We start from the raw sequence: 26,951 nt of genomic DNA on the forward strand, positions 1-26,951 counted from the left end.
TCCGCGAATCATGACAAACCAAATCAACTCTTGTGACATACAGTAAGAGAGGGATATTCCCACAAAGGGAGGGGCCGACTTGAGCGGAGATTTTGTTTCGAACTTGCTCGATAAGCTAAGCCAAAAAACAGGGCGGCAATGGACGCTTAACGATATTATGAAGCTAGCGGAAAAAATGCCGAAGGGCGGAGCCAATGTAGATACGTTGCTCGATGAGCTGGGAAACATGGGATTCGAAGTGCCAGAGGAGACGAAAGAGCGCGTCAGGGATCGTGTAAAGGACGGCGAATCCATCTCTATGGAAGAGTTAGGGAACTTAATGCCCAAAGAAGTAAAGGCGAAGAGCCGCAAGTCGAAGAAGCCGATCAAGCCAATCAGGGCGACTGCCAAAAGCAAATCAGTCTCACTGTCGGGTCGCATCAAAAAGCTATCAGGCAAAGGCAAGAAAAAACGATAACTTCATCAAAGCAAATGCAGGTGTATGCAGTCGCAAGTGCCGAACAGGCATGGGCGGCTGCGTTTGTTTTCCTGACGAAGTTATTGATAATAGCGTACAATTATTTTATAATATGTAAGTATTGTTCGTGTTTTGGTCGATAGTTACTCATGTTTTCACTAAAATTCAGGAGGTTCTATCCGTGAGTGTGAAAAAAGCGTTGATCAGCGTTTCTGACAAGACAGGATTAATTCCGTTTGCCCGTCGATTGGTAGCCGCAGGGGTACAGATCATTTCTACCGGAGGTACGGCTTCTCTCTTAAAAGCAGAGGGAGTTCCCGTCATTGGCATTTCTGAAGTGACTGGATTTCCAGAAATTTTGGATGGCCGCGTCAAAACGTTGCATCCCAATATCCACAGCGGCCTCTTGGCTGTAAGGGACAGTGAAGCACATGTGCAGCAACTAAAGGACCTAGGGATTGAAACCATTGATCTGGTTGTCGTGAACCTTTATCCTTTCAAGGAAACGATAGCGAAGCCAGACGTGACATATGAAGATGCCATTGAGAATATTGATATTGGTGGACCAACGATGCTGCGTTCTGCTGCGAAAAATCACGCGTTCGTCAGTGTAGTGGTCGATGCAGCCGATTATGAAAAAGTAGCAGAAGAAATTGAAGCAAATGGCGATACTACGCTAGAAACCCGTCGCAAGCTGGCTGCAAAAGTTTTCCGTCATACAGCTGCCTATGATGCTTTGATCTCTCGCTATTTGAGTGAGCAGGTGGGCGAACTGTTGCCTGAGAGCTACACGGTGACTTACGAGAAAGCACAGGATTTACGCTATGGAGAAAATCCACATCAACGTGCGGCATTTTACCGTGAGCCGTTATCGGATCAGTTGAGCATCGGGAATGCGAGTCAACTGCAAGGAAAAGAGCTTTCCTATAACAACATCAATGATGCAGATGCAGCGTTGGCGATTGTACGTGAATTCGCTGAACCTGCTGTCGTTGCGATCAAACACTCCAACCCTTGTGGAGTAGGGATTGGCACTGATATTCGCGCTGCTTACCAAAAAGCGTACGAAGCAGACCCTGTCTCTATTTTCGGTGGGATCGTGGCAGCAAACCGCCTGATTGACCGTGACACCGCCCTCGCGATGAAAGAGATTTTCTTGGAAATTATCATCGCACCAGACTTCAGCGAAGAGGCGTTGGCTGTTCTGGCTGAGAAAAAGAACCTGCGTCTCTTGCGTATTCCTGCGCTGAATGAACCAGCCAAAAAAGTGGACAATCTGTTCCGCGTGGCTCCTGTTGCAGGCGGGGCACTCATTCAAGATTTCGACTACAAGCAGCTCGAAGAAAGCGAGATTCAAGTGGTTACAGACCGCAAGCCTTCGGAAGAGGAACTGGCACAGTTGAAATTCGCGTGGAAGGTCGTCAAGCACGTCAAATCGAATGCGATTCTCTTGGCAAAAGATAATATGACTATCGGCGTGGGTGCAGGCCAGATGAACCGCGTTGGCGCAGCGAAAATCGCCATCGAGCAAGCAGGTGCATTGGCAAGTGGCGCGGTAATGGCTTCGGATGCGTTTTTCCCAATGGGAGATACCGTGGAAGCGGCAGCTAAAGCAGGAATTACCGCTATCATCCAGCCAGGCGGCTCCATTCGCGACCAAGAATCCATTGATGCATGTAACCGAGCGGGCATTGCAATGATCTTTACCGGCACTCGTCATTTCAAGCACTAAAAGAGGCTATTCGGGGAGTAACGTTCGCTTTTTTAAACACGTACTAAAGAGTGGATCACCTCTCACACAGGAGGAAATACGATGAAAATATTAGTGATCGGCGGCGGCGGTCGAGAACACACGATTGCCTGGAAGCTGTTGCAGAGCTCTAAAGTGACAAAGGTATACTGTGCGCCAGGAAATGGGGGCACCGCCCAAATCGCACAAAACGTACCAATTGGCGTCCATGATTTTGCTGCACTGGTTCAATTCGTCAAGGATGAGGGAATCGATCTGACTGTCGTTGGCCCGGAAGATCCTTTGCTGGCGGGGATTGTGGACTTTTTCGAGGAGCGCAATCTGCCGATCTATGGCCCGAACCAAAAAGCGGCCATGATCGAGGGCAGCAAGTCTTTTGCGAAAAGTTTAATGAAACGCTACGAGATTCCGACGTCTGCCTATGAATCGTTCCTGGATTTCGAGTCGGCGAGTGCGTACGTGAGAGAGCAGGGGGCTCCTATCGTTGTCAAAGCGGACGGCTTGGCGGCGGGGAAAGGGGTCGTTGTCGCAGAGACGGTGGAGGAAGCAGAAGAGGCACTCCGTCAGATCATGCAGGAAAGCGTTTTTGGTGAAGCGGGAGCCCGCGTGGTCATTGAGGAGTGCATGTTCGGCGAAGAGCTGTCGCTGCTGTCTTTCGTCGATGGAGAGACGGTTAAGCCGATGATTACTTCTCAGGATCATAAGCGAATTTTCAATGATGACCGTGGCCCTAATACAGGCGGCATGGGAACATACGCCCCGGTACCGCAAATGTCTGCTGAGCTGGTGGACGAGATTGTCAAAACGATTGTCCAGCCGATGGCGTCAGGGATGGCCAAGGATGGCATTCCGTTCAAAGGCATTCTCTACACAGGTCTGATGATTACGGAGCAAGGACCAAAAGTCGTGGAGTTCAATGCGCGTTTTGGTGATCCAGAGACACAAGTGCTCTTGCCGTTGCTCAAAACAGATTTGCTCGATATTTTTGTCGGAACGGTCAATGGCGAGCTCGATGCAGTCGATGTGACATGGCAAAAAGGAAGTGCTGTCTGTGTCGTCATGGCAGCGCCGGGTTATCCGGGAGAATATCCAAAGGGTGCGTTGATTCACGGACTGGGTCAGGCAAACGAGGGAGCTACGGTATTTCACGCAGGTACGAAGGCAACCGAGGAAGGTATCGTTACGAGCGGTGGCCGTGTGCTTGGTGTCGTGGCAACCGGAGCGGATTTGGCGCAAGCGCGTGAGACAGCGTATGCGAAGGTGCAAGGGATCTCGTTTGATGGGGCGCAGTATCGCACGGATATTGCGGCACGAGCGATGAAGTATCAGCAAAAGGGATAAAAAAGAACAAGCTGTTTCTTAGGTAGAAATTTCTACTTGGGGGACAGCTTGTTTTAATGTGCGGGAGGGAGGAACGAACGAGGAGGAGCAATTGTGCAGTACTTTATTTAGGAAAACTTCCTGTTGTAGGTTGTGTCACAGACAATGAGCCTGGTTTTAAGGTAGTGGAGAAGACATCACCTTTCCTTTTCATGAGCCTCTGGAACGGATACAGAGAATTCCATAGAATCTCGTTTACTTGCACATTTGCTAGGGGGGGAGGGAAAAAGGAGCACACAGAAATCTTGCGTGCACCTGACTGGATCCTATGTCTATCGGGATTCCCCGACCCGGCGGTGTGGGACACATCGAATTGCGTAACGCTAAAAATAAGACTTATAGTCGGACGCACGGAAGTTTTGAAGAAGGAACTTCTATTTATGAAATCAGAATTTTTAAAATGTTTATTTTTATAAGAGAGAAACTAAGTTATTTTGTTAATATAAAGAATATATGGTAAAATATTACAATAACGAAAAACGGAGGTTATTGAAATGTTAGTAAAAAAATCTCTACTTACTACCGTAGCAACTGCTTTTTTATTAGGTATTTCGATTACTGGGAGTGGCACAAGTACTGTAATTGCAGCAACTGAACAACAGTACCCTCAACAACAAATAATGAGAGAAATTGGGGATAAATACAAGGTTGGAGAAATACTTAGTGATGAGGATGCAAAATTAGTAAAAAAGCATGCCATTCATGCATCTGAAGCTCAATCTTTTGCAGATGCCCAACCAGATAATTGGACAATTACTGGTAGTAATAAAAACTCAACTTTTACTGGTGCGTTGTCGGGGACTGTATATGTTGGTCTAAATTTGTGGGAAAATAATTTCAGTGGAACAATAACAACTTACGCGCAAAAAGGAACACCCACACATTATAAAAATTCAGTCCAGATGGAGGCTTACGGTCCTGTAGGTGCAGGCGGAACAAAGATTATAAAGGTTGCTGATTTTACGGTAACAAATGATTGGACAAAGAGTAGTAAGATGATGTATTCTTACACGTTTGATCAGCCGTTTAATGCAGCAGTAACTTATTACTATGTGACTCCAAAAGGAGCTATAAAAAACGATTCTGGATCCTTAGAGATTATAGGTGTCGGTAAGAAAAAATAGCACATTAATTAATAAAACTATTCCTTACAAAAGGAGTAGTTTTATTTGTATAATACAAATTATAGTAAAATTTAGGAAAGTGAGGGATATTTATGGGGAGTGTAGGTTACCCTGTTCTTATAGTTATGGTAGTTTTGATAATTGTCGCTGCAGTAATCGTATATAGCTTAACTGCACCGAAGAAAAGAAAGAGGCGCTAAAAGGTGCCTAATTCTATGGGGTTCAGTTTATAAGAAATAGTGTAAGCTAATTAGCTACTCAAGATCCAAGAAAAACACTAGAAACATACTACTGGCACCAAACTTCTTATACAATGCAATCGATTTGGTTTATACCACCTTGCATGGCTTGGTGCCGCTGACAATAAATGAACGTATAGCAGGAGGACAAGAGTGGGTCAAGATGCTCGTCGTCCAACATGCAAGGTGCTCCGCCATACGGTAAGCACGGAGTAGTAAGCTCCTATTACATACCAACGTTCTCACTCGCAACCGCCGCTTTTTTCGCTTTTGCCGCAGCAAACTGTGAGAGGAAATAAAAGATGAGAACATTCGGCGTAACATTATTTTCTGTTACGCCCTTTCTTGATATGATTGTGAAAAATAAGGAGATACCATGCGACTAAAGGTTGTTGACGTTGAAGCATTTTTTATAGTTGGTATTGAAGTAGATTGTTACTATGATCGGGACGAGTTCTTACAAGCGCCAGATTCCATATTGTGCGAAATTAATAATGTCGTTGACAGTCATTTATACTATGAAGTTTGGAATTCGATTACGGAAAAGAAAATGATAGGTAGACGAGTAAGTATCATCACTCATGTTCCTGACGGGTGTGTCGTGGTGACCATTCCCACTGGTCCCTTTGCAATGATCCATAAGAGCCAAACCAATGATGAACACGATCTGTTTGCAATGACGAATTATGAGGATATCGAAAAGGTTGAATTTAGAACTCTCATGCTAAAAGACGAGAATGCAACTGTTGTGCACATGTATCGTCCAGTTGAGTATAGAGAAGATGTGTTGAACATTCGTAACATACCTATCCTTTCTAAAGAAGTGTCAATCCAATTGAGAGGGCAATACATTCAAACATTTTTTAACGTCAAGGGTGATTGTGTAAGGGAGTTTTTTTACAAACGGTACGTAAAACTAGACAAAGGTTATTTATGGGGATTTATCCAGGGAGACAGAACCACAGGGTTAACAGCTTCAGAAGCAATGGATTATCTTCATGACAAAGAAGAAGTATTATTTTTCTGGGATTCTGTTAGTTCGATTGGAAGAGACTTCACCCGAAATAAAGTATTCAGGCTGAGTACCAAGCGATTATTACAATCATACACCCGCTTTACTTTTGATCTGTATATCTTTGACTCTACATTGACTTGGACGATTATTTTTCATCATGAGCCGGATGCAGAAGGTTACAAATGTTGTTTGGTTACTAGTCCATAGGTGTTATAACGAAGTAGCTGTTCCCCATGAAGAAATTTGTTCATAGGGAGCAGCTTTTTTATGTGGAAAATAGGTTGCTTCAACTACACACCAACGTTTTCACTCGTCAGCGCCGCCTTTTTCGCTTTGGCCGCAGCCAGCTGCGAATGGAAATAAACAATGAGGAACAGCAGCAAGCACGCTGCCGACCAGCGGTACATGACAGAGTAGCTCGAATGTGTCGCGATGATGCCGAGGAGCACAGAGCCGACCGCGATACCCAGATCGATGGAATTAAAGAACAGTCCGTTCGCCATGCCGCGTTGCTCAGGTGTGACGACCTTTACCATCCACGCCTGGATAGATGGCTGAATCATGCCGTAGCCAAGCCCGTAGAAGGCAGCAGAGACGAGAAGCAGGGACTCTGTCGTTGTCAGGGACAGGAGCAAGAGGCTGACCCCGACGAAAATCGCACCGGGAGGCAGGACGGCAATGTGGCCTTTGCGATCATACAGCTTGCCGGAAAACGGCCGAACCAACACCATCGCTAGTGCATTCGTAAGGAAAAACCAGCCGACATTCTCAATGTGGGCTTCTTTTCCGTACAAGGCCAAAAAGCTGAGAATCCCGCCATACGTAATAGACAAACAAAAATTCAATCCAGCCGGAAGCAGCAGTTTTTTATCATAAAAACGTCGAATGCCTGTGACAGTTTGGGCGTTCCCGGACGACACAGGAAGCTGATTGTAGGCGCGGATAAAATGCATCAACGGAAAAATAATGGCAACTAACAACACGAGAACCATGAGCATCGATCCAAATCCAAACCAATTCAACAGGCCAAGTCCAATCAACGGACCGAGTGCCATTGCCAAGCTGGTCGATAAGCCGAAATACCCCATGCCTTCGCCGATCCGTTTGGTAGGAATCACATTGGAGACAATCGTCGGAAAGGTCGTGCTGCCCATCCCAAAGCCGATGCCGACCAAGATTCGCAACAGAAGAAAGAAAACAAGGCTTCCCGCCCAGTAATAGCCTGCGCTAAAAATCGCGACGAATCCAAGTGCTACGATCGCCAAGAGCTTACTGCTTTTCGTTTTCAATGCTTCCCCAGTAAACACCCTTGCGATTACTGCTGCAAGTGAAAACAAGCTAATGACCAGGCTGACGACAAAATCATTGGCCTGATACGCTTCCTTCACATAGGCAGGAAAGGTAGGGGTCTGCATTTGAACAGTGAGAAACAACAACAAATTGCATACAGTTAACAGGACAAAATCTCTCGTCCACAGTCTCTCTCTACTCTCTCCCAATGCTGTCACTCCTAGTCTGTCGTTTTTCTATTGATGTTTTCGTTAATCTCCAGCAAGATTTCTCGCAAGAAGGCCAGCTTTTCAGGAGAGATCCCTTCCAAAATGTCTGCAACGGCATGAGCCTCTACAGGAATCGCCTGCTCAATCCATTCCCGTCCTTTCGGGGAAAGGGTAATGATGTAGGCGCGGCGGTCTTGTTCGCTCAATGTCTTTTCAATAAAGCCTTTTTTGGCGAGTGTGTCTAAAATACGTGTCATGGAAGGCTGATCCTTGGCCGAGCGCTGGGCCAGCTCTTTTTGATTGATGCCCTCTTCTTCTCGTAGCCGATAAAGGACAGCAAACTGCTCCGTGGTCAAATCAAACTCCTTTAAAAAAAGGGAAACATGATGAATCATTCTCCGGTATGTATTTCCAATGAGAAATCCAACCGGTTCTTTTTGCCAATGATCGATCAGGGACATGACCCTCTTTCGTTCAAAAATACTTGCAATGACAATTATATTCATAACAAGTAATTATGTAAATGGAAAAAACCGCCCGATGACAGGCGGTTGGTTGTTTCTCCTTTACTGACGATATCTTCCTTTTCTTCTCGACGTTCGAAAGAAGTAATATCCCATCACGCCGATGACGCCAATGATCGTGGCAATAACAAAGAAGTTATGGGACATCCATTCATACATCTGGGAGCCGACAAGCATATGCAGTGCCTCCTCTCCTTATGTGTACGTGGGGTAGCGAGTGCTGCTGTTGTTATTTTCTTGGGAACGAAAAGAGATGAACTCTCTTGCCGCCTTTTCGAGAAGTTGATCCTCAGGGGTAAGCTCCGTGTTTTGCTGATTGTTGATTGGTTGTTTTTTCTGGTTCGCTGATAATTGTGGGCTTGCAGAATACTGTATGTTTGTCTTATTGGTGGTTGATGGAGTATTGCTCGCATCATCTTGGTTGTTGCTCGTGTCTTTGATGGGCGCAATATTCATGGAGCGCGTGAACTGATTGACCGCCATCTGCACGCCTTTTTTCTTGAGCTGATCCATCATGCCCTGCATGCCATTCCCTTTTGTCGTATTGATGCCCATCGCAGCGTACATCGGACAAAAGCGCGTAGCTCCTTCTGCTACTTTCATTGCTGAAAAAGCCATGAGCAGCCATGGTGCATTGTATGGGCGACGACTCATTCTTCCGATGCCGTATGCCAAGCCTAAGAGACCGCCAGTCATGCGAATCATCGCGTCAGTTCTACCTACGTTTTTATGCATGAGAGTTGTCCTCCTGTCGCAATTACTTCTATTCGATAGTCTGCGATGAAGGGCGACAAGACACCCGTGGGAATTGTTACTACACTCATCAAGCTTGCAGGGGAATGATTTATGGGCGGCGAAGCTGTAGAGAGCAATGAATGATCGTTCATTTTTTAAAAACATCGGCAGACCGACAAGGAGAGAAGAAATGATGCGCGTACGAGCCATATCAGATCATGATTACTTGCACATGATTCGCGTGAGCAGACGTCAGGCACCGGCAAGCCTCTGGATAAAAGGCGCAAGCGTTCTGAATGTGTATACAAAAGAATGGCAAGAGCATCATGTCGTAGTGGCAGGAGAACGTATTGCTTATGTAGGAGAAAAAGAGCCGTTGGTCGATGATCAGACCGTGATCATGGAGGCGGCTGGGCAATATCTCGTGCCGGGTTACATCGAGCCACACGCGCATCCGTTTCAATGGTACAACCCTTACACGTTGGCTGACTTTGCTCTACAAACGGGAACGACTGGAATGATGTCGGATTCGTTAATGCTCATGCATTTGCCTTTTTCGGAAACAGCAGCGATCATGGATTCTCTGGTAGCACATCCGGTAAAGCAATTTTTCTGGGGCAGACTCGATCCGCAGACAGGGAAAGCTCATCCGGCGTTCACCAAGGAAAGCTTGGCGCGAATGCTGGAGCATCCACGCGTGATTCAGGGTGGGGAGTTGACGAATTGGGGCGGTGTTTTACAAGAGGATGAGACGCTGCTTTTTGGTTTGAAACATACGCGGGACTTGGGGAAAAGGATGGAGGGGCATCATCCGGGAGCTTCTTACGAGACCTTGAACATTGCCGCTGCAGCCGGCGTAACAGCTTGTCATGAGGCCATCCATGCAGAAGATTTGCTGTCGCGTATCCGTTTAGGTATGTATGCGACACTGCGCCATTCCTCCATTCGCCCTGATCTGCCGGAGCTGGTGAAAGGGTGGCTTGCGCTGGGGGTGCCATGGTCATCACAGATGATGCTGACATCAGATGGAAGTACGCCGCCGATGCATCGTGACGGGTTCATGAATAGTACGATCCGCGTGGCCATCGAAGCGGGGATGCCGCCAGAGGAAGCGTATGTTATGGCGACGCTGAACCCGGCTGTCTATTACGGGCTGGACGCGGAGATCGGAGGAATTGCTCCGGGCCGAATCGCGGATATGCTGTTGTTGACGGCAAAGGATCAACCGACACCATCCATCGTGATTGCAAATGGACAACGGGTGGCAGAAAAGGGAACCCTACTCGTCCCAACCGTTCAGCCACAATGGGATGAAGCTTCGTTACGTTTGACAGATCCGTTGAAAAAGCAGGCACATCCTGATTGGTTCCGCCTGCGGCCAGATGAAGATGGAAAGGCCTCTGTGTTACAAATGCTGAATGCCGTTATCACACGGTTGTCGCTAGAGGATATGCCCGTTGATAAGGATGGTTATGTATCTTTGCAGCACGATTCGCAGTTGGCGCTGATTGCCACCATCGATGCGACTGGCGGCAAACGAACATTAGCAGTGCTTCGTGGCTTCGGTGAGCATCTTGAAGGGCTGGCTAGCACCTATTCCGCGTCTGGCGACTGGATCGTAATCGGACGCAATCCCCAAGCGATGGCGCAAGCATTGGAGCGTATTCGGGAAATAAAAGGCGGGGTCGTCCTGATCGATGAAGGAAAAATTATTTGCGAATGCCCATTGCCTCTTGCTGGAAAATTCTCGTCTGCGCCCATGGAGGAAGTGATCAGTATGGGTGAAAATTTGGTAAATCAGCTCCGGTCCAAAGGCCATGTCCATCTCGATCCGATTTATTCGATTTTGTTTTTTACCGCTACTCACTTGCCGTATGCGCGTCTTACAGCAAATGGCATTGTCGACATTAAGAGTGGGCAAATCGTCGTTCCGGCACTCCCTTTACCTTGAGGGGGGTGTTTTTTTGAGTGAAAAACGTCTCGACGTTTTTCATAAAACTCAATATGATCGTTTGTGAATCAATGATATATGTATATAAAATATATTTTACTTCTTGTAAATTATCAGATTTATTTTAAAATAAAATCAACCAAGCCTCATCTATCTTTGATCCCCGAAGAGTTATCGTTTTTGAAAGTCGCAACCTGGCTAGCAAGGTAGATGGACTAGGTAACAAGAACAAAGAATGATAAAAGGGGGATTCATTCTGAATGAAAAAGCGTTCTTATGTCGGGGTTTTATCTGCGGTATTGGCTGCGAGTATGGCATTAACAGGTTGCGCAGGAAACAGTAATTCAAGCGGCGGAAGTAACGCAAGCGGGGGGCAAAGTCAGCCAGCTCCAGGCAACAGCGGTGGCGGAACAACCGAGGGAGGCCTCATCAAGATTGCCACACAATCCCCACTGTCCGGGAGCAATTCCGCTGTAGGAGATGCGATTAAAACAGGCGCTGGTTACGCTCTCGAAAAGCGTAAGGAAGAGTTTAAAGCACTTGGCTTTGATCTCCAGCTTTTCCCTCAGGATGATCAAGGCGACCCGAAAATCGGGGTATCCAATGCGGAGATGCTTATCTCTGACCCTGATGTGTACGGTGTAGTTGGGCACTATAACACAGGTGTTGCCATTCCATCGTCTGTGAAGTACGAGGAAGGTAAGCTGGTCATGGTATCCCCAGCAAACACAGGGGTGAAGCTCACGGAGGAAGGCAAGAAAACCGTTCATCGAATCTGTGCTCGCGATGACGCGCAAGGACCAAAGGCTGCTCTTTATGCAAAAAATACACTTGGTGTAAAAACGGCCTATATTATCCATGATAAGACAGCATACGGCCAAGGTCTGAGCGATCAAGTGAAGATGCAATTCGAAAAGGACGGGGTCCAAATCCTTGGCTTCGAGGGCATAACCCAGGGCGAAAAGGACTACAGCGCGGTACTTAACCAGGTAACGGTGAAAAACCCGGACATCATCTTTTTCGGCGGCCTTTATCCAGAAGGTGGAATTATGATCAAACAAGCTCGTGAAAAAGGATTTAAGGGTTATTTTATGGGTGGCGACGGCTTGGATTCTTCTGATATGATAAAAATAGCCGGTGATGCTGTCGAAGGTGTAGTCTTTACGTCAGTAGCAGGGGACGTAACGCAAACCGAAGAGGGCAAGAAATGGGCTGAAGAGTACAAAAAAGTCACAAACAAGCCTCTGGAAACTTATTCCGTTTACGGTTTCGACTCCATGAACGTCATCCTCAATGGTGTCTTGGAAGCTACCAAAGCGAACGGAGGCAAAAAACCAACCCGCGAGCAAGTCCTTGATGCAGTCCACAAAACCAAAGATTTTCAGGGTCAATTTACCAAGGTTACCTTTGATGACAAAGGTGACAACACAAATGCAGATGTATTCATTTACAAGTTTGACAAAGACAAATCCATTTTCGTAGGCAAGGCCGAGTAATCACACCACACAACGCTGCACACACTCCCATGCCTCATACCAGGATAGGGGCTGCACGCCGGTGTTGGCCCCTTTTCCACGAGAAAACAAGTCCAGTCAACGGAATGAATGCAGAAAATTTGTACAAGTTTACAAGAGAAATGAGGGATGGGAAAGCATGATCAACATTTTGCCTCAAGTGTTGGTTGACGGATTGACACTTGGATTTATGTACGCAGTCGTTGCTTTAGGCTACACAATGGTTTACGGGATTTTGGAAATTATCAACTTTGCCCATGGAGACATTTTCATGGTCGGAGCCTTTATCGGTACAGAGGTACTATTGATCTCTGATGCGCTAGGGGCACTTGAAGGTATGAATCCATTTGTCGCACTTTTCACAACACTCATAATTGCCATGGTATTAACTGGTGCTTTGGGGGTAGGAATTGAGAGGATTGCCTATCGACCATTGCGCGGAGCACCTCGTCTTGTGCCGTTGATCTCGGCGATTGGCGTTTCGTTTTTGCTGCAAGACCTCGTACGGTTTACAGAAGCACTAGCTCGTAATGAGTTTTATCTGAACAGTCCCGCTCTTTTTACAGGTTCGATTCCATTAGGAAGTATTGCTACGATTCCAACAAAAGGATTGATCGTAATTGTAATTGCGATCGTCATGATGATTGCATTGACGTTGTTTGTGAATAAAACAAAGTGGGGAATCGCCATGCGCGCCGTCGCACAAGACCAGAGTACGGCTTCGCTGATGACCATAAATGTAAACAAAGTAATCATGCTAACGTTTTTGATTGGATCCAGTCTGGGTGGCGCGACAGGTGTTCTGTTTGCGCAAAACTACGGGACGATCGATCCGTATATCGGTTTTATCCTCGGTCTAAAAGCATTTACAGCTGCCGTACTCGGCGGGATTGGGAACCTGCGTGGCGCGATGATCGGTGGCGTGCTCCTCGGTCTTCTGGAATCCCTGTCTGGAGCCTTTATGGGGCCGTTGACCAACGGAGCCTTTGGTGCAGAGTACAAAGATGTGTTTACGTTCAGTATTTTAATTCTCGTGCTTCTCTTCAAGCCGGAAGGACTGTTTGGCGAAGCTGTAAAAGAGAAAGTGTAGGTGAAATAAATGGCAAATCTCGCTTGGAAATCATTCAAAGGCATTCCGCTCGTATTCACGTTGATCTGGATTGTAGCTTTTTCTGCCGCGTTGTACCTCATGGATAAATCGGTCATCGCGTTTCTCGGCATTCTTTCTTCTATTGTGCTTGTCTATTACACTAATACCTCCAAGTCGATCAAAATGACGATTGGCGCTATCGTTCTCCTCCTGATCATTCCGTTGGTAGCTGGTGAAAACCGTTACTACATGGAGGTAGCTTCACAGGTAGGCATCTACGTAGCGATGGCATTGGGCTTGAATATCGTAGTAGGCTTTGCTGGTTTGCTTGACTTGGGTTACGTCGCGTTTTTTGCTGCTGGAGCTTATGCGTACGCGATTTTCTCGACCTCGCAAGCGAATGAGTTTATTGCAGGGAATCTGTTCCCGCTCTCCGGTGAGTGGTTTTGGCCATTTCTCATAGTCGGCTTGATTGTGGCTGCTGTTTTCGGAATATTGCTAGGATTGCCAGTTCTCAGAGTAAAAGGGGATTACCTCGCGATTGTGACTTTGGGCTTCGGTGAAATCATTCGCATTGTCTTCAACAACCTGGACAAGCCCATCAACATAACCAACGGTCCGCAGGGAATCACGCCGATTCCGTCTCCTGAGCTGTTTGGGATCAAGATGGGGACGCCGTTTTACTTTTACTTCATCGTGTTGTTTGTGATTGCCTTTATCGTTTTGGCGAATATACGCTTTGAGCATTCCCGTTTGGGACGTGCATGGATTGCAGTACGTGAGGATGAGCTGGCTGCCCAGTCCATGGGGATTTCCCTGTTGAATACCAAGCTTGCTGCATTTGCATTGGGTGCTTCCTTCGCTGGTGTCGTGGGTGTTATCTTTGCGGCCAAGCAGACGTTTATCGATCCGACCTCCTTTACACTGATGGAATCGATCGGGATCTTGGTCATGGTTATTCTGGGTGGTAGTGGCAGCATTCCAGGCGTTGTGCTTGGTGCCGCTTTTGTCACGATCTTGCAGGTACAGCTGTTAAAAGAATTCTCCAACTTCCTGCATGGTTTACAAAATTCGGGGCTCATCAGTTTACCCAACCAGCTGGACCCATCCAAGTTCCAGCGACTCATTTTCGGTATCATGCTCATTCTCGTAGCCTTGTATCGCCCTAACGGATTGATTCCAGCCAAACGGAAGAAAAACGATCTCGATTCGATCAAAAATAGCGAGTTTGGCAAAGAAAAGCTGGGGATTCTCGGCAGACTGTCGCAATTGACTTCTGGAAAACAGTCATAGCGGACGAGGAGGGAAATGAGCATGGCATTGTTAGAGGCAAAAAATTTAACGAAGCGCTTTGGTGGCTTGGTAGCCAATCAAGACGTCTCGATTGACATCGAAAAAGGAAGCATTACGGCGGTCATCGGTCCGAATGGAGCCGGAAAAACGACTTTTTTCAATATGATTACCGGATTTTACGAGCCAGACGAGGGAGAAATCCTGCTGAATGGCAAAAGTATCAAGAAGCTTCGTCCTGATCAGATCGCGAGTCGCGGTATCACCCGCACCTTTCAAAACATTCGTCTGTTCAAAGAAATGACGGCATTGGAAAATGTCATGGTGGGTGTGCATAGCCGCTTATCGGCTGGAATTCTCGGAATCTTGTTCAACTCCAAACGTGTACGCCAGGAGGAAGAGCGGACGCGCGTCGAGGCTTATCAGCTCATGGAGTATGTCGGGATCGCGCATATTGCCAATGAAGCAGCAGGGAGTCTGCCTTATGGGTTGCAACGACGATTGGAAATAGCCCGGGCGATGGCGACCAATCCGCAAATTATTTTGCTCGATGAACCAGCGGCAGGGATGAACCCTCGTGAGACGGTTGAGATGACGGATTTTATTCGTCGGCTGAAAAAAGAGCTCGATTTGACGATTATTTTGATCGAGCATGATATGAAGCTGGTCATGGGACTTAGCGAATACATTCACGTGCTGGATTACGGGAGAAAAATTGCAGAAGGAACACCCGAACAAATCCGCAACAACCCTAACGTCATTGAGGCCTATCTCGGAAAAAGTGCGTCGGACGTGTCGTAGAAGGAGGAAAATCGATGGCATTGCTAGAGCTGACTAACGTTCATACGTATTATGGCGGCATCCACGCATTAAAAGGATTGAGCATAACGGTAAACGAAGGCGAAGTAGTGACGCTGATCGGTTCCAACGGGGCAGGTAAATCGACCACGTTGAAAACGATTTGTGCGCAGACCCGTGCCAAAGAAGGAAAAGTCATCTTTAATGGCAAAGACATTACGCAGATGCGTACACATGATATTGCCTTAGCAGGAATCGCCCACGTTCCGGAAGGTCGCCGCATTTTTCCAAAGCTGACCGTACGCGAGAATTTGGAGATGGGTGCCTTCAGTGTATCCGATAAAAAGGTGATTGAAGAAGGAATCGAGCGTGCCTTTGCTTACTTTCCGCGACTGAAGGAACGGGCTAGTCAAAAAGGTGGCACGATGTCCGGGGGCGAGCAGCAAATGCTGGCGATTGCTCGTGGACTGATGATGAAGCCAAAAATTCTCATGCTCGATGAACCGTCGATGGGATTGGCGCCGATTCTGGTGGAGCAGATTTTTGACATCGTTACGGAGCTGAACAAGGAAGGCATGACGATTCTCTTGGTCGAGCAAAATGCGAATCAGGCGCTGTCTGTCGCGCATCGCGGTTATGTGATTCAGACAGGTGAAATTATTTTGCAAGATGACGCCCAGACATTATTGATGAATCCGCAGGTAAGAGAGGCGTATTTGGCGTAATATTGGTGTAATAGAAACGTGAGTACCGATGGGGATTTTGTCTCCGTCGGTTTTTCATTTGGTCAGCGAGGAGGATGAAGCGTGCTAGATATTAGTCCCCGCTTCGTAGAAGGGAGCGAGCCTCTCTATCAACAGCTTTATCGCTATTTTTGTACAGAAATCCAAGGGAGGCGCTTGATCTCCGGGACGCGTCTGCCTTCTGTTCGGGCGTTGAGCGGGTTTTTGCAAGTGAGTAAAACGACTGTCGAGAGCGCCTATCACCAGCTCATGGCAGAAGGCTACATCGAGAGTCGGGAGCGCAGCGGATTTTATGTGGTCGATGTGGACTGGGATGGGCCAGTGCCTGTACCCACAGGGAAAGGGCAGCAACCAATTAAACCGGCTCACGTCCAAACGCCTCGACTTACGCCCTCACCAGTCCCGGTCCAATATGATTTTTACCAAGCGCGCGTAGATGCCGAGCACTTTCCTTTTGACCGTTGGCGTAAGTACACCAACCAATGCATGCAGGAAGAAAACAAGCATGTGCTCTACTACGGCGACCGACAAGGCGAGCCGCAGCTGCGGGAGGAGCTCGCACGATATCTCGGACGAGCTCGAGGTGTACAAGCTACGCCAGAGCAAATTGTGATCGGTGCGGGAACGCAAGTGATAATCAGCTTATTGGGGTTCTTATTCGGAATACGGGGACAGGCTGTTGCGATGGAAGAGCCGGGTTATCACGGTGTTCGTGCCGTGTTTTCCCATTTGGGCTATGATGTGCGACCGATCAAACTGGCGGAGGATGGGATTGATGTGGAAGCGCTCAGTGAAAGTGGAGCGCAGCTAGTTTATATCACACCGTCTCATCAGGACCCTTCTGGAATTGTCATGCCATATGCCAAACGGCTAAAGCTGCTACACTGGGCGAATCAGACGGGGAGCTACATCATGGAGGATGACTACGATGGTGAGTTTCGCTATCATGGCAAGCCGATTCCTTCCCTTCAAGGGCTGGATACGCAGGGACGCGTCATTTATTTGGGGACGTTCTCCAAGGCTTTGCTGCCGTCGATTCGGATGAGCTATATGGTTTTGCCCCAAGCGTTATTGGCAGTGTATCAGGAGAAATTGGTGGATTTTGACCAGTCGGCATCACGTATTCATCAGGAGACGCTGGCCTTGTTCATGAAAAATGGCGATTGGGAGCGGCATATTCGCAAGATGCGGACGCTTTACCGCAAAAAGCATGGGGCGCTGCTTCAGTGCTTGCAGGAACACTTTGGGGCGTACATCCGGATCAAGGGTCAGGATGCCGGGCTGTCTGTGACGGTAGAAGTGAAAAGTAAGAGCACTCCGCAACAGTTGACGCAAATTGCGGCTGCATCAGGCGTTCGTGTCTATCCAATTGCACATAAATGGGTTCATCCACAGGAAAATGGACTTCCGGCTTTTCAGTTCGGCTTCGGAGGGCAGACCATCGAGGAGATTGAGGGGGGAATTCGTCTGTTGAAACGTGCATGGGAGCCTTATTTGCAAGTGGAATGGGAAAATAAAAACCCAATCCAAGGGATCGGGTGAAGGAAAGCTGCGTTTAGGGGACGTACTGTTCTGTAACTTTTGTGATGATTCCATTCGTTACTTCAATGTGGAATGGTATCTGATAAGGAATCCCCTTGGCTAGCACAAACTTTTTAAAAGTATCGGTGTTTACGGATTCATTCCAATGGAAATTCCCATCTTTTTGTGTAGAGTTGGTTTGAAGAGTAAACGAAGCCTTCGGAGAAATTTCAAACGTTCTAATTTTAGGACTGCTATTACGAATGTAATAGGGCATTGGATAGTCCTCTTTTTCTAATGGGTGATCTTGACGATAAGCTTTTACTGCTGCCTCACCGAAAAACCATTGAACATAGTCAAGCGAGACGAATAGTTTTCCATTTTTCACTTGTAACGTTTTCACATATGCCATTGATTTTTCAATGGTATTTCCTAGTTTATCCTTGCTACTTGTTGGAACAATTACTTGGGAAGGAACAGGCGCAACCGTTCCTTGCTGTGAAGCTGCATGAGCGTCAGTAACAAACAAAGCACAGAATAACAAAGAAGAAAGCAGCAAATATGTTTTTCTCATAGGGTGTCATTTCCTTTCTATTTGCGCGTAATACTTTTCACAATTAGTAGGACGAAAAACTAATAAGACCGTTTCTCCTCAAGATGAAAAATTTAACATCATTTTTTGAGTGAAGAGCAGGTGAACGGATTGAGCAAAGGATTTGATCTTATGTCAGACGGTGAGTCAACATAAAGAGAAACCTCCTGGCATCAGAGCAGACTGATGAACAGGAGGTTTTTTCATGGCAACTCAAGCTAGCTTCAAGACATTCGATACCCTAACTGAGATGACATCGCACGTACCGTCGCTAGCGTTTCTTGCAAAATCTCTTCTTGTTTCGGCATCACGCGGTCGGAGGGACCGATGACACTGACGGATGCAGTTACGTGTCCAGTCGAATCAAAAATCGGGGCAGCGATTCCGGTCACGCCTGTATTGCGTCGATTCGAGCTGATTTCATAGCCCCGCTCGCGGATAGTCGCCAAGTCCTCTTTGATTTGCTCGACCGACGTGTACGAATGAGGCGTGTAGCTTTTCAGGGGATGTTCTTGCAATATCTCATCTTGAAACTCCTCCGGCTGATAGGCGAGCAAAACCCTGGCGGCGGAGGTAGAGTAAAGAGGAAAACGCCGGAAGGACTCTACGGTAAAGCGAACAGGATGAAGCGAATCCTCTTTGGCTACATAAATCGCGTCCTTGGAATCTTGTACACATAAGACCGCCAATTCGTTTGTCCGTGAGACAAGCTGGTCTAGAAACGGTTTGGAAAAATCAACGATATCGTGATTCGTGAGCACCTTAGTGCCCAGCTCCAAAAGCGAGTAGCCAAGCGTATACTGCTTGGTTTTTTCATTTTGGCGGATAAATCCTTCAGACTCCAGCGTGGACAGGAGCTTGTGAACAGCTCCCTTGGACAGCTGGAGCTTTTTGCTGAGCTCCGTTACCCCGAGTTCCTTTGGCGAATCGAGAAATATTTTTAACAGCCGACAGCCATTTCGAACAGAAGACAATACTTGGTCCATACAAACGTCTCCTTTAACGTACAGTAGCCCCTCTAAAAGAAGAGTCTCGATTGAAGTAATTTTACCATTAGAAAGAATGCTGACAAGCCTGTAATTGGGGCAATGATGCTTCTAGTACGACTACCTTGAATAGTCAGTATCTTTATGCTAGTATAACATTATCGTTCTCGAATAGGAAACGCTGTTCTCTATTTGTGAACAAAACAGACAATCGGGGGTCGAACTTACATGAAGAAAAAGGCATTATCCGTCTTGTCCATTTTCGCTTTGACTGGTTCCTTGCTGGCTGGATGTGGATCCTCCACGCCGCAAACATCTGCTCCTGCACCAGCTGCTGGCAACAATAGCGGCACCGAAGCACAAGCTCAGCTGGAAGACACTCTGGTAGTAGCAGGAAACGGCGCGACCGTTGAAAAGATGATGAAGGATGAAGTCTTCAAGAAGTTTAACGAGAAGTATCCGAATGTAAAGCTGACCTATGTTTCCGGGGTTTCTACGGACATCGTAGCGAAGGTTAAGGCACAGAAAAATGCTCCGCAAATCGACTTGACCATCATTGAGGGCGGCGAGCAAGAGAAAGGTCGTCAAGAAGGCCTATGGGAAGCCGTATCCGCAACAGATATTCCGAACATGAAAAACGTACCGGAAGATTTGCGTGTGACGGAGGATAGCGGTGTAGTCGTAAACTTCACGCCGATGGGGATTTCCTACAATGCGGACCTGGTAAAAGAAAAAGGCTTGCCTGTACCGAAGTCCTGGAATGACCTAGCTAAGCCTGAAGTGAAAGGCTACATCACGATGACAGACGTAGCGAGCAACTTCGGACGCTCTGCGATGATCATGCTGGCGTACGCAAATGGCGGGTCCGAGAAAAATATGGAACAGGGCTTTAAACAAATGGAAACGATTGCAGGATACATGCCGACCTTTGCGAAGAGTGCAGCACAGCTTCAGCAAAATCTGCAAAACAAGAGCGCAGCGTACACCACTTGGACAATGGCGCGTAGCTTGACACAAAAAGAAGCAGGCGTACCATTGGAGTTCGTTTTCCCTGAAGAGGGCGGAAACATCGTACCGAACGTAGCTACGCTGGTAAAAGGTTCGAAGAGTCCAAAAGCGGCAAAAGCATTCGTAGATTTCCTTTTGACAGATGAAATTCAAACGATGTACGCAACGAAGCTGTACTACAATCCAGCAACATCTGTGAAGCTACCAGACGATGTAGCGAAAACATTGGAATTCGATCGTACAAAGGTTGTTAACTTCGACTATAGCGTAGTGAGCAAGGAAACATCTGCTTGGCTGGATCGCTTTAACAAAGAAATCGCACCTAAAACAGGAAAGTAGGTATTCACGTGACCAAGGTGATTGACGTTGAACTGCGCGGCATCATGAAAAAATTTCAAAGCAATGTCGTGGTTCAAAACTTCAACCTGCAGGTGGAGCAAGGCGAATTCATTTCGTTTCTCGGCCCATCTGGTTGCGGTAAGACCACGACCTTGAATATGATTGCCGGTTTTTTGGACGCGGATGGCGGAGACCTCTTGATTAAGGGGCAGCGAATGAATGGCGTGCCTCCGTACAAGCGGGAGTTGGGAATGGTGTTTCAGACGTACTCGCTGTTCCCGCATATGACTGTGGCGGAAAACATCGCCTACGGATTGAAATTACGCAAAGTGAACAAGCAAGAAATGCAAGAGCGTGTGAATCGTGTACTTGGGCTGGTCAAGCTGCCAAACGTAGCAGACCGCTACCCAAATCAGCTATCTGGCGGACAACGTCAGCGGATTGCTATTGCACGGGCGCTTGTTATTGAGCCGTCGCTCCTGCTTTTGGATGAGCCGCTCAGTAACTTGGATGCCAAACTTCGTGAAGAGCTACGCGATGAGTTAAAGCGCTTACATCACGAAATCGGCGTTACGACTATTTTCGTTACACATGACCAAGAAGAGGCGCTAGCGCTCTCTGATCGCATCGTGGTCATGAATCACGGATTCGTGGAGCAAATCGGTACACCACTGGAGATTTACAATCAGCCCGCATCTGAATTCGTACATACCTTCATCGGTAAGACGAACCGCTTGGAAGGGGAAGTCATCGGAATTGACGGGGATGTACTCACGCTGCGTACGACTGGTGGAATGCTCGTGAAGGCGGCAAAGCAACAGCGAACAGTGGCACTCCATGAAAAAGTGATCATTTTTATCCGACCAGAGAAAATCAAGCTGACCGATACAGCAGTCAGTGAGGAAGCGAATCGGGTAAAAGGACATTTGCAGCTTGCCTCCTTCCTGGGCTCGTACACAGAATGTGAGGTCAAGGTCGGGGAGCATACGCTTTCAGTAAAAGTCCAAATGACCGATAGTTCGGTGGACCGCCAAGAAGGTCAAACGGTTTACTGTCAATGGAACGCGGACGACGTACTGGTCATGCCCGCAGGAAGGGGATGACGGATGAGTAAGCGTCTCTCGGTTACATTGTTGACAGCACCTGCGATGATTTTGCTGCTTGGAGTATTCATCATCCCGATGCTGATGATGCTTTTGCTTAGCTTCCAGGATGAGAATCAGGCGTTCTCTTTACACAATTATTTATTGTTTGTACAAGATCCGTACTACTTGGAGATTCTGTGGCGGACGATTCGTGTGAGTCTCTGGACCGTACTGGCGAGTCTCTTGCTCGGATTTCCTGTAGCGATGTACATGGCGCAGGCTACAGGGAAAATGCGTGGAATCGTCACGATGCTAATCCTGGCCCCTCACCTCATCAGTGTTGTGATTCGCAACTTCGGTTGGGTAGTGGTTTTGGGTGAAAAAGGGTGGATCAATGAAATGTTGATCAGTCTGGGGTTGATCGATCAACCATTGCGGTTGTTGTACAACGAGCTGGGTATTGTGATCGGTCTGACGGATTCCTTTATTGCCTACATGGTTCTAGCGATTGCAACCAGCTTGTATGCCATCGATCCGTCCCTGAATAAGGCGGCGTCGATTTTGGGGGCTTCCCGCGCACGTACGTTTTTCAGTGTGACTTTGCCCTTGTGCTTGCCGGGGATTATTGCCGGCACGACACTGGTGTTCAGCTTGTCGATGAGCGCTTTTGTAACACCTGCCTTAATGGGGGGAACGTCCGTGAAGGTTATGCCTGTCATCGCTTATGAGCAAATCATGGCGACACTGAACTGGCCTTTGGGTGCGGCACTTGCCTTCCTGCTTCTGGGCAGCACGATCCTATTGGTGACTTTGTATACGAAGCTGATTGAAACCAAGCGGTATAAAGAGGTGTTTGCGTCATGAAAAAAATAAACGTACTCGGACTCATCACGTTCTTTGTGCTTGTTTTGGTCAATCTGCCGTTTCTGGTCATTATCCCGAGCTCCTTTACCGCAGCAGGATATCTCGGATTTCCACCGGAAGGGTTTTCGTGGCAGTGGTATGAAATGATTTTGGATCGACCGGAGTTCATCGATTCGCTGTGGTTTAGTCTTAAGCTAGCTACGGTAACGGCCATTTTGGCGACTCTCATAGGGACATTGGCTGCATTCGCGCTGTCCAAATACAAGTTTCGTGGGAGCGGCATCATCAACGCACTGATGCTTTCGCCGCTTACCGTTCCTTCGCTTATTATCGGGATTTCCGCGCTGCTGTTTTTCACGCGAATTGGTATCGCAGGGACGTTTACGGGGCTTTTGCTGGCGCACATGCTAATCTCGATTCCGTATGTCGTAAGGCTGGTGCTCACAGGGCTTAGCTCGTTCGATTATACGTTGGAAAAAGCGGGATACATGCTGGGGGCCCATCCGTTTCGGGTGTTCTGGGATATTACGTTGCCACTGTTGCGTCCGGCCATCGTGTCGGGGATGATCTTTTCGTTCTTGACGTCGTTTGACAATGTGACGGTTTCCTTATTCTTGGTGGCACCGGATACGACGACGCTGCCACTCGCGATTTTCACCTATATGCAGGAAACACTTGACCCGTTGGTGGCTTCGATTTCCTCGGTGGTCATCCTGCTGAGTCTGGTGTTCATCGTCTTGTTGGAAAAAGTGTACGGACTAGAGCGCCTGTTCGGACTCAATTCACAATCTCACTAAGGAAGAGGCACTATGTCAATCCACACTTATGTACAAGAGAATATGTCCCACTATCTCCAGCTACTCGAAGAGGCAGTCAACATGGACTCGCCTTCTCGTGACAAACAGCTGGGCGACCGCATGGCGGGCTGGTTCTCCCTGCAGTTTCAACGGCTGACAGGGGGAGTAGCAGAGCTGATCCAGAATAAGACGTATGGCGATCAGGTGCGTTGTACGCTGGGCAACGGGGAAAAGCAAATCCTCATCATCGGCCATTACGATACCGTATGGCTAGAAGGAGAGGCGGCTCGCCGACCATTTGCGATCCGGGATGAGAAAGCGTACGGGCCGGGCGTATACGATATGAAAGCGGGCGTTTTGCAAGCAATGTTTGCGATGCGGGCATTGGTGAAGCTGGATCGCCTGCCTGCAGATAAAAAAATCGTGCTTCTATTAAACAGTGACGAGGAGATCGGTAGCCCGACTTCTCGCCGACTGGTAGAAGAAGAAGCCGCGCGTTCGGTGGCGAGTTTTGTGTTGGAGCCGCCAACCGAACCGAGCGGCGCACTCAAAACATGGCGAAAGGGAAGCGCCCATTTTTCCGTGGCAGTCAGCGGTATTTCCTCACACGCTGGTGTCGATCATCAAAAAGGTGTCTCTGCAATTGAAGAACTGGCGAGACAGGTGCAATTTCTGCATGCCTTGACCGATTACGAGAAAGGAACGACCGTCAATGTGGGCGTCATCAAGGGCGGGATTGGCTCCAATGTAGTAGCCGACTCGGCAGAAGCTGAAGTAGACGTGAGATTTATCTCGATGGAAGAGGCATTACGAATTGAGAAGGTAATGAGTGAACTCACGCCAGTGCTCGCCGGTACAAACATCAGCGTAAAGGGAGGCATTCGCCGACCGCCGATGGAGCGAACCGAAGAGACAGGCAAATTATTTTCCCTTGCACAATCGATTAGCATCAATGAACTAGGGATGGCTTTGGAAGAGTCGGGTACAGGTGGAGTAAGTGATGGCAACTTCGCTGCTGCTTGTGGAGTCCCGACACTGGATGGACTTGGTGTAAAGGGTGGCTACGCCCACTCGCCGGATGAATGGATCGAACTGGGAGAAATATCGACGCGTGCTACCTTGTTGGCTCGGTTGATAGAGGAAGTATAGAGAGATAAGAGAAAAGGCACCTGCCTTGATGCGTGTGAAGTTGCATCTGGGGGGTGCTTTTTGTATATAGTTTAGATATCAGACGTTATTGATCAATATGAGCTCTTCCATCTGTATATAGTCTTCACACAGGGAGGAGAATGTATGGCCAAATTGGTGGTAGGAGCAAGGCAGAGGTTTTTCACTACTATATAGACATGAAGATGAGAGTGGAAGGGGAGTTCATGGAGATAATCAATAGCAAATACTTTGAAGGTTTTGAAGGTGAGGAAAAGATACAATTTAGAAGATATCTGTCCAATGGCGATACATATATATTACGAATGTGGGACGGATATTTTGATGAAATTATGAGACAGATAGAGCCAGAGAAAGACAGTTGGACTGGTTTTGCCTATTACTATAATTGAGTTGGATCGGTATAACCTTGATGCAAAACTTATTTTTGGAAGGCTGTCCGTGCAAGATTATAGCAAAGGACTTAGTAAAATAAATCAAATTAAAAGCTCTTGATTTAGCTCAAAAAAACTTAGAAAACAAGTAGGTACTAGAGTATTTCAAACTTGAATCATGCGCTAGTGGTGGGAGCACATGAAATCCTCACCCAAATAGGAGATAATGGAAGAGCACTCCTATTATGAAAAGAGGTCGATCACAATATGAAATACTACCGACTTGGTGGCAGTGGATTGAAGGTATCAGCATTGGGATTAGGCACGAACTCATTCGGAGGGCGTGCGGATGAACAAACGTCTGTAAACATCATTCATACCGCAATCGAAAATGGGATTACCTTTATTGATACGGCAAATATTTACACGCAAACAGAATCGGAGCGAATCATCGGGCTTGCGCTTTCAGGGAAGCGGCACGAGGTCGTTTTGGCGACGAAGGCTGGTTTGGTAAAAGGCGAAGGACCGAATCAGAGAGGCTCATCGCGTTACCACCTGATGCTGGAGCTGGAGAACAGCTTGAAGCGTTTGCGCACCGATTATGTGGACTTATATCAAATTCATACGTTTGATCCAGAGACGCCTTTGGAAGAAACACTCCGCGCACTAGATGACATGGTTCGATCTGGGAAGGTGCGTTACATCGGGGCTTCCAACTATGCGGCTTGGGAATTGATGAAGGCAATTGGCATCAGTCAGCGGGAAGGGCTGAATCGTTACGTATCGACGCAGGTCAGCTACTCGCTAGCAGATCGGACGCCGGAGCGTGAACTCGTACCGCTATGTCTGGATCAAGGAGTGGGCATCATTCCGTACTTCCCGCTTGCTGGCGGAATTTTAACAGGCAAATATACCTCCGCAGAACAGACCCCGGCTGGTTCGCGGGCGGATAAGGAGCCGCGTTTCGTACGGTTACTAAGTGAAGACAAGCTGGAGTTTGGACGTAAAATCAGTCAGGTAGCGGCGGAGCTAGGTGTATCCTCCAGTGTGCTGTCCTTGGCTTGGCTCATGCACAAGCCGGCTGTCTCTTCGGTGATCGTGGGCGCGACCAGTGTAGAGCAGCTTACGGATAATTTGCAAAGTGCAGCTTTGACGTTGGATGCAGCGACCTTGGCAGAGCTGGACCGATTGAGTGACACGTACCGAAACGGGGAACCATTTGCCGTCTATCGTTTGCCGTAACAATGATGACAGTTGTCGACTAATATGACAGTCCCGAAGCCTCGGGACTGACCCCCGTTTCTAGGACAGGGATCAAAACACCTTACAAGTTTAAGCAGCCAGTCCTCGGAATTCAACCGGCGACTGGTTGTTTAGTTTCGTTTGAATACGAATTGAGTTATAGTAGGTAATATAATCTCGAATGGTCTGTACAACGATTGCCGTCGTTGTACTCGTAAGGCCTTCGAGATAGAACGTTTCTGACTTTAGCGTGGAATGAAACGATTCGATTGGGGCATTATCAGCGGGCATTCCCTTGCGGGACATGCTCATGGTAATGCCTTTTCCTTTAACTGCTTCTTGGTAAGCTTGAGACGTATATACGCTACCCTGATCACTATGTAGCATCATTCCTGGTCGATCAGGAAGTTGATTCAATGTATCTAAGACAAACGAAGTGTCTTGTTTATCTGCTATGGAGTAAGCAACAATCTCCCCGTTGTATAAATCTAAGATGCTTGATAAGTACAACATTTTCCCACCAAACGGCAAATATGTAATATCCGTCACTAACTTTTGCAACGGAGCTTCGGCATGAAATTGACGTTGTAGTAGATGCTCAGCTGATTGTGAAGGTTGTCCCGTTGGTTTACGTTTCTTGATGCGTACTCGACATTGCAGTTGTTCCGCTTGCATAATCCTCTGCACACGCTTGTGATTAATTAGCTGTTCATTCCGAAGGAGTGCCGTGATCTTTCGATAGCCATAGCGGAATTTATGTAGGGAACATAGCTCCCGAATCTTTTCAATTATGAGATCCTTCGGTTTCGTTTTAAACACCGACTTCCATCGATAATAGGTGGATCGGGCAATACCCAACCAAGCGCA

Annotated in this window: 26 protein-coding genes; 19 read left to right on the forward strand and 7 right to left on the reverse strand. The window is 47.5% G+C overall.

From position 1 onward, the window contains the following. The first annotated feature begins 79 nt into the window (after positions 1-79). The 5 genes from ACFVS2_RS29500 to ACFVS2_RS29520 all read left to right on the forward strand — a co-directional run bounded on the left by ACFVS2_RS29500 (position 80) and on the right by ACFVS2_RS29520 (position 6,172). Positions 80-457, forward strand: a complete 378-nt coding sequence (locus tag ACFVS2_RS29500) for a hypothetical protein (RefSeq protein ID WP_173618363.1) — start codon at positions 80-82, stop codon at positions 455-457. A 181-nt stretch (positions 458-638) separates the two neighbouring features. Then, entirely contained in the window at positions 639-2,189 is a 1,551-nt protein-coding gene (gene purH / locus ACFVS2_RS29505) for a bifunctional phosphoribosylaminoimidazolecarboxamide formyltransferase/IMP cyclohydrolase (RefSeq protein ID WP_173618362.1), read from the forward strand. A gap of 81 nt (positions 2,190-2,270) precedes the next feature. Next, positions 2,271-3,548 (forward strand): phosphoribosylamine--glycine ligase, encoded by a 1,278-nt coding sequence (gene purD / locus ACFVS2_RS29510; protein WP_390239906.1) that lies wholly within the window; start codon positions 2,271-2,273, stop codon positions 3,546-3,548. A 533-nt stretch (positions 3,549-4,081) separates the two neighbouring features. Further along, the gene (locus ACFVS2_RS29515) at positions 4,082-4,711 is read left to right on the forward strand and encodes a hypothetical protein (protein WP_390239908.1); all 630 of its coding nucleotides are present in this window, start codon (positions 4,082-4,084) and stop codon (positions 4,709-4,711) included. 615 nt (positions 4,712-5,326) lie between these two features. Beyond that, the gene (locus ACFVS2_RS29520) at positions 5,327-6,172 is read left to right on the forward strand and encodes a hypothetical protein (RefSeq protein ID WP_390239910.1); all 846 of its coding nucleotides are present in this window, start codon (positions 5,327-5,329) and stop codon (positions 6,170-6,172) included. An 83-nt stretch (positions 6,173-6,255) separates the two neighbouring features. On the opposite strand, the gene ACFVS2_RS29525 is transcribed toward ACFVS2_RS29520, so the two are convergent. The 4 genes from ACFVS2_RS29525 to ACFVS2_RS29540 form a co-directional block, all read right to left on the reverse strand. Beyond that, positions 6,256-7,464, reverse strand: coding sequence for an MFS transporter (locus ACFVS2_RS29525; RefSeq protein ID WP_390239912.1), 1,209 nt, complete (start codon positions 7,462-7,464; stop codon positions 6,256-6,258). 11 nt (positions 7,465-7,475) lie between these two features. Beyond that, positions 7,476-7,859: a MarR family winged helix-turn-helix transcriptional regulator gene (locus ACFVS2_RS29530; protein ID WP_390239939.1), complete on the reverse strand. Its 384-nt coding sequence runs from the start codon at positions 7,857-7,859 to the stop codon at positions 7,476-7,478. A gap of 171 nt (positions 7,860-8,030) precedes the next feature. Further along, positions 8,031-8,165 (reverse strand): EYxxD motif small membrane protein, encoded by a 135-nt coding sequence (locus tag ACFVS2_RS29535; protein ID WP_007717348.1) that lies wholly within the window; start codon positions 8,163-8,165, stop codon positions 8,031-8,033. A gap of 18 nt (positions 8,166-8,183) precedes the next feature. After that, a complete protein-coding gene (locus tag ACFVS2_RS29540) occupies positions 8,184-8,723 on the reverse strand; it encodes a YgaP family membrane protein (protein WP_390239914.1) in 540 nt (179 codons plus the stop codon). A 193-nt stretch (positions 8,724-8,916) separates the two neighbouring features. Between ACFVS2_RS29540 and ACFVS2_RS29545 the strand changes: the two genes are divergently transcribed. The 7 genes from ACFVS2_RS29545 (at position 8,917) to pdxR (ending at position 17,651) form a co-directional block, all read left to right on the forward strand. Then, on the forward strand, positions 8,917-10,674 hold the full coding sequence (locus tag ACFVS2_RS29545; RefSeq protein WP_390239941.1) for an adenine deaminase C-terminal domain-containing protein: 1,758 nt from the start codon (positions 8,917-8,919) through the stop codon (positions 10,672-10,674). Positions 10,675-10,934: 260 nt separating this feature from the next. Next, positions 10,935-12,170, forward strand: a complete 1,236-nt coding sequence (locus ACFVS2_RS29550) for a branched-chain amino acid ABC transporter substrate-binding protein (RefSeq protein WP_173618358.1) — start codon at positions 10,935-10,937, stop codon at positions 12,168-12,170. Between the two features lie 157 nt (positions 12,171-12,327). Further along, entirely contained in the window at positions 12,328-13,278 is a 951-nt protein-coding gene (locus ACFVS2_RS29555; protein ID WP_390239917.1) for a branched-chain amino acid ABC transporter permease, read from the forward strand. A 9-nt stretch (positions 13,279-13,287) separates the two neighbouring features. After that, a complete protein-coding gene (locus tag ACFVS2_RS29560; protein ID WP_390239919.1) occupies positions 13,288-14,571 on the forward strand; it encodes a branched-chain amino acid ABC transporter permease in 1,284 nt (427 codons plus the stop codon). Between the two features lie 21 nt (positions 14,572-14,592). After that, positions 14,593-15,369: an ABC transporter ATP-binding protein gene (locus ACFVS2_RS29565; protein WP_007717354.1), complete on the forward strand. Its 777-nt coding sequence runs from the start codon at positions 14,593-14,595 to the stop codon at positions 15,367-15,369. A gap of 14 nt (positions 15,370-15,383) precedes the next feature. Further along, on the forward strand, positions 15,384-16,091 hold the full coding sequence (locus tag ACFVS2_RS29570; RefSeq protein WP_173618355.1) for an ABC transporter ATP-binding protein: 708 nt from the start codon (positions 15,384-15,386) through the stop codon (positions 16,089-16,091). Positions 16,092-16,172: 81 nt separating this feature from the next. Beyond that, a complete protein-coding gene (gene pdxR / locus ACFVS2_RS29575) occupies positions 16,173-17,651 on the forward strand; it encodes a MocR-like pyridoxine biosynthesis transcription factor PdxR (RefSeq protein ID WP_390239921.1) in 1,479 nt (492 codons plus the stop codon). A gap of 13 nt (positions 17,652-17,664) precedes the next feature. Here the strand turns inward: pdxR and ACFVS2_RS29580 are convergent, their stop codons facing one another. Both ACFVS2_RS29580 and ACFVS2_RS29585 read right to left on the reverse strand, forming a co-directional pair. Continuing rightward, positions 17,665-18,204, reverse strand: coding sequence for a hypothetical protein (locus tag ACFVS2_RS29580; RefSeq protein ID WP_173618353.1), 540 nt, complete (start codon positions 18,202-18,204; stop codon positions 17,665-17,667). A 242-nt stretch (positions 18,205-18,446) separates the two neighbouring features. Further along, on the reverse strand, positions 18,447-19,208 hold the full coding sequence (locus ACFVS2_RS29585; RefSeq protein WP_173618352.1) for an IclR family transcriptional regulator: 762 nt from the start codon (positions 19,206-19,208) through the stop codon (positions 18,447-18,449). Between the two features lie 228 nt (positions 19,209-19,436). Between ACFVS2_RS29585 and ACFVS2_RS29590 the strand changes: the two genes are divergently transcribed. The 7 genes from ACFVS2_RS29590 to ACFVS2_RS29620 all read left to right on the forward strand — a co-directional run bounded on the left by ACFVS2_RS29590 (position 19,437) and on the right by ACFVS2_RS29620 (position 26,084). Next, the gene (locus tag ACFVS2_RS29590; RefSeq protein ID WP_390239923.1) at positions 19,437-20,555 is read left to right on the forward strand and encodes an ABC transporter substrate-binding protein; all 1,119 of its coding nucleotides are present in this window, start codon (positions 19,437-19,439) and stop codon (positions 20,553-20,555) included. 8 nt (positions 20,556-20,563) lie between these two features. Then, entirely contained in the window at positions 20,564-21,658 is a 1,095-nt protein-coding gene (locus ACFVS2_RS29595; protein WP_390239925.1) for an ABC transporter ATP-binding protein, read from the forward strand. Positions 21,659-21,661: 3 nt separating this feature from the next. Next, entirely contained in the window at positions 21,662-22,504 is an 843-nt protein-coding gene (locus ACFVS2_RS29600; RefSeq protein WP_390239927.1) for an ABC transporter permease, read from the forward strand. Further along, positions 22,501-23,301 (forward strand): ABC transporter permease, encoded by an 801-nt coding sequence (locus ACFVS2_RS29605; RefSeq protein ID WP_048031089.1) that lies wholly within the window; start codon positions 22,501-22,503, stop codon positions 23,299-23,301. Before ACFVS2_RS29600 ends, ACFVS2_RS29605 begins: the two co-directional genes overlap by 4 nt. Positions 23,302-23,313: 12 nt before the next feature. Beyond that, positions 23,314-24,450, forward strand: a complete 1,137-nt coding sequence (locus ACFVS2_RS29610; RefSeq protein ID WP_390239929.1) for a M20 family metallopeptidase — start codon at positions 23,314-23,316, stop codon at positions 24,448-24,450. 224 nt (positions 24,451-24,674) lie between these two features. After that, complete coding sequence (locus tag ACFVS2_RS29615; protein WP_390239931.1) at positions 24,675-24,860, forward strand: hypothetical protein; 186 nt, start codon at positions 24,675-24,677, stop codon at positions 24,858-24,860. A gap of 249 nt (positions 24,861-25,109) precedes the next feature. Continuing rightward, positions 25,110-26,084 (forward strand): aldo/keto reductase, encoded by a 975-nt coding sequence (locus ACFVS2_RS29620; protein WP_390239933.1) that lies wholly within the window; start codon positions 25,110-25,112, stop codon positions 26,082-26,084. 90 nt (positions 26,085-26,174) lie between these two features. Here ACFVS2_RS29620 and ACFVS2_RS29625 read toward each other — a convergent pair. After that, on the reverse strand, positions 26,175-26,951 hold a 777-nt coding region (locus ACFVS2_RS29625; RefSeq protein ID WP_390239935.1), incomplete at its 5' end, for an IS3 family transposase.

It is taken from the genome of Brevibacillus sp. NPDC058079, from assembly GCF_042885155.1.
GTDB lineage: Bacteria > Bacillota > Bacilli > Brevibacillales > Brevibacillaceae > Brevibacillus.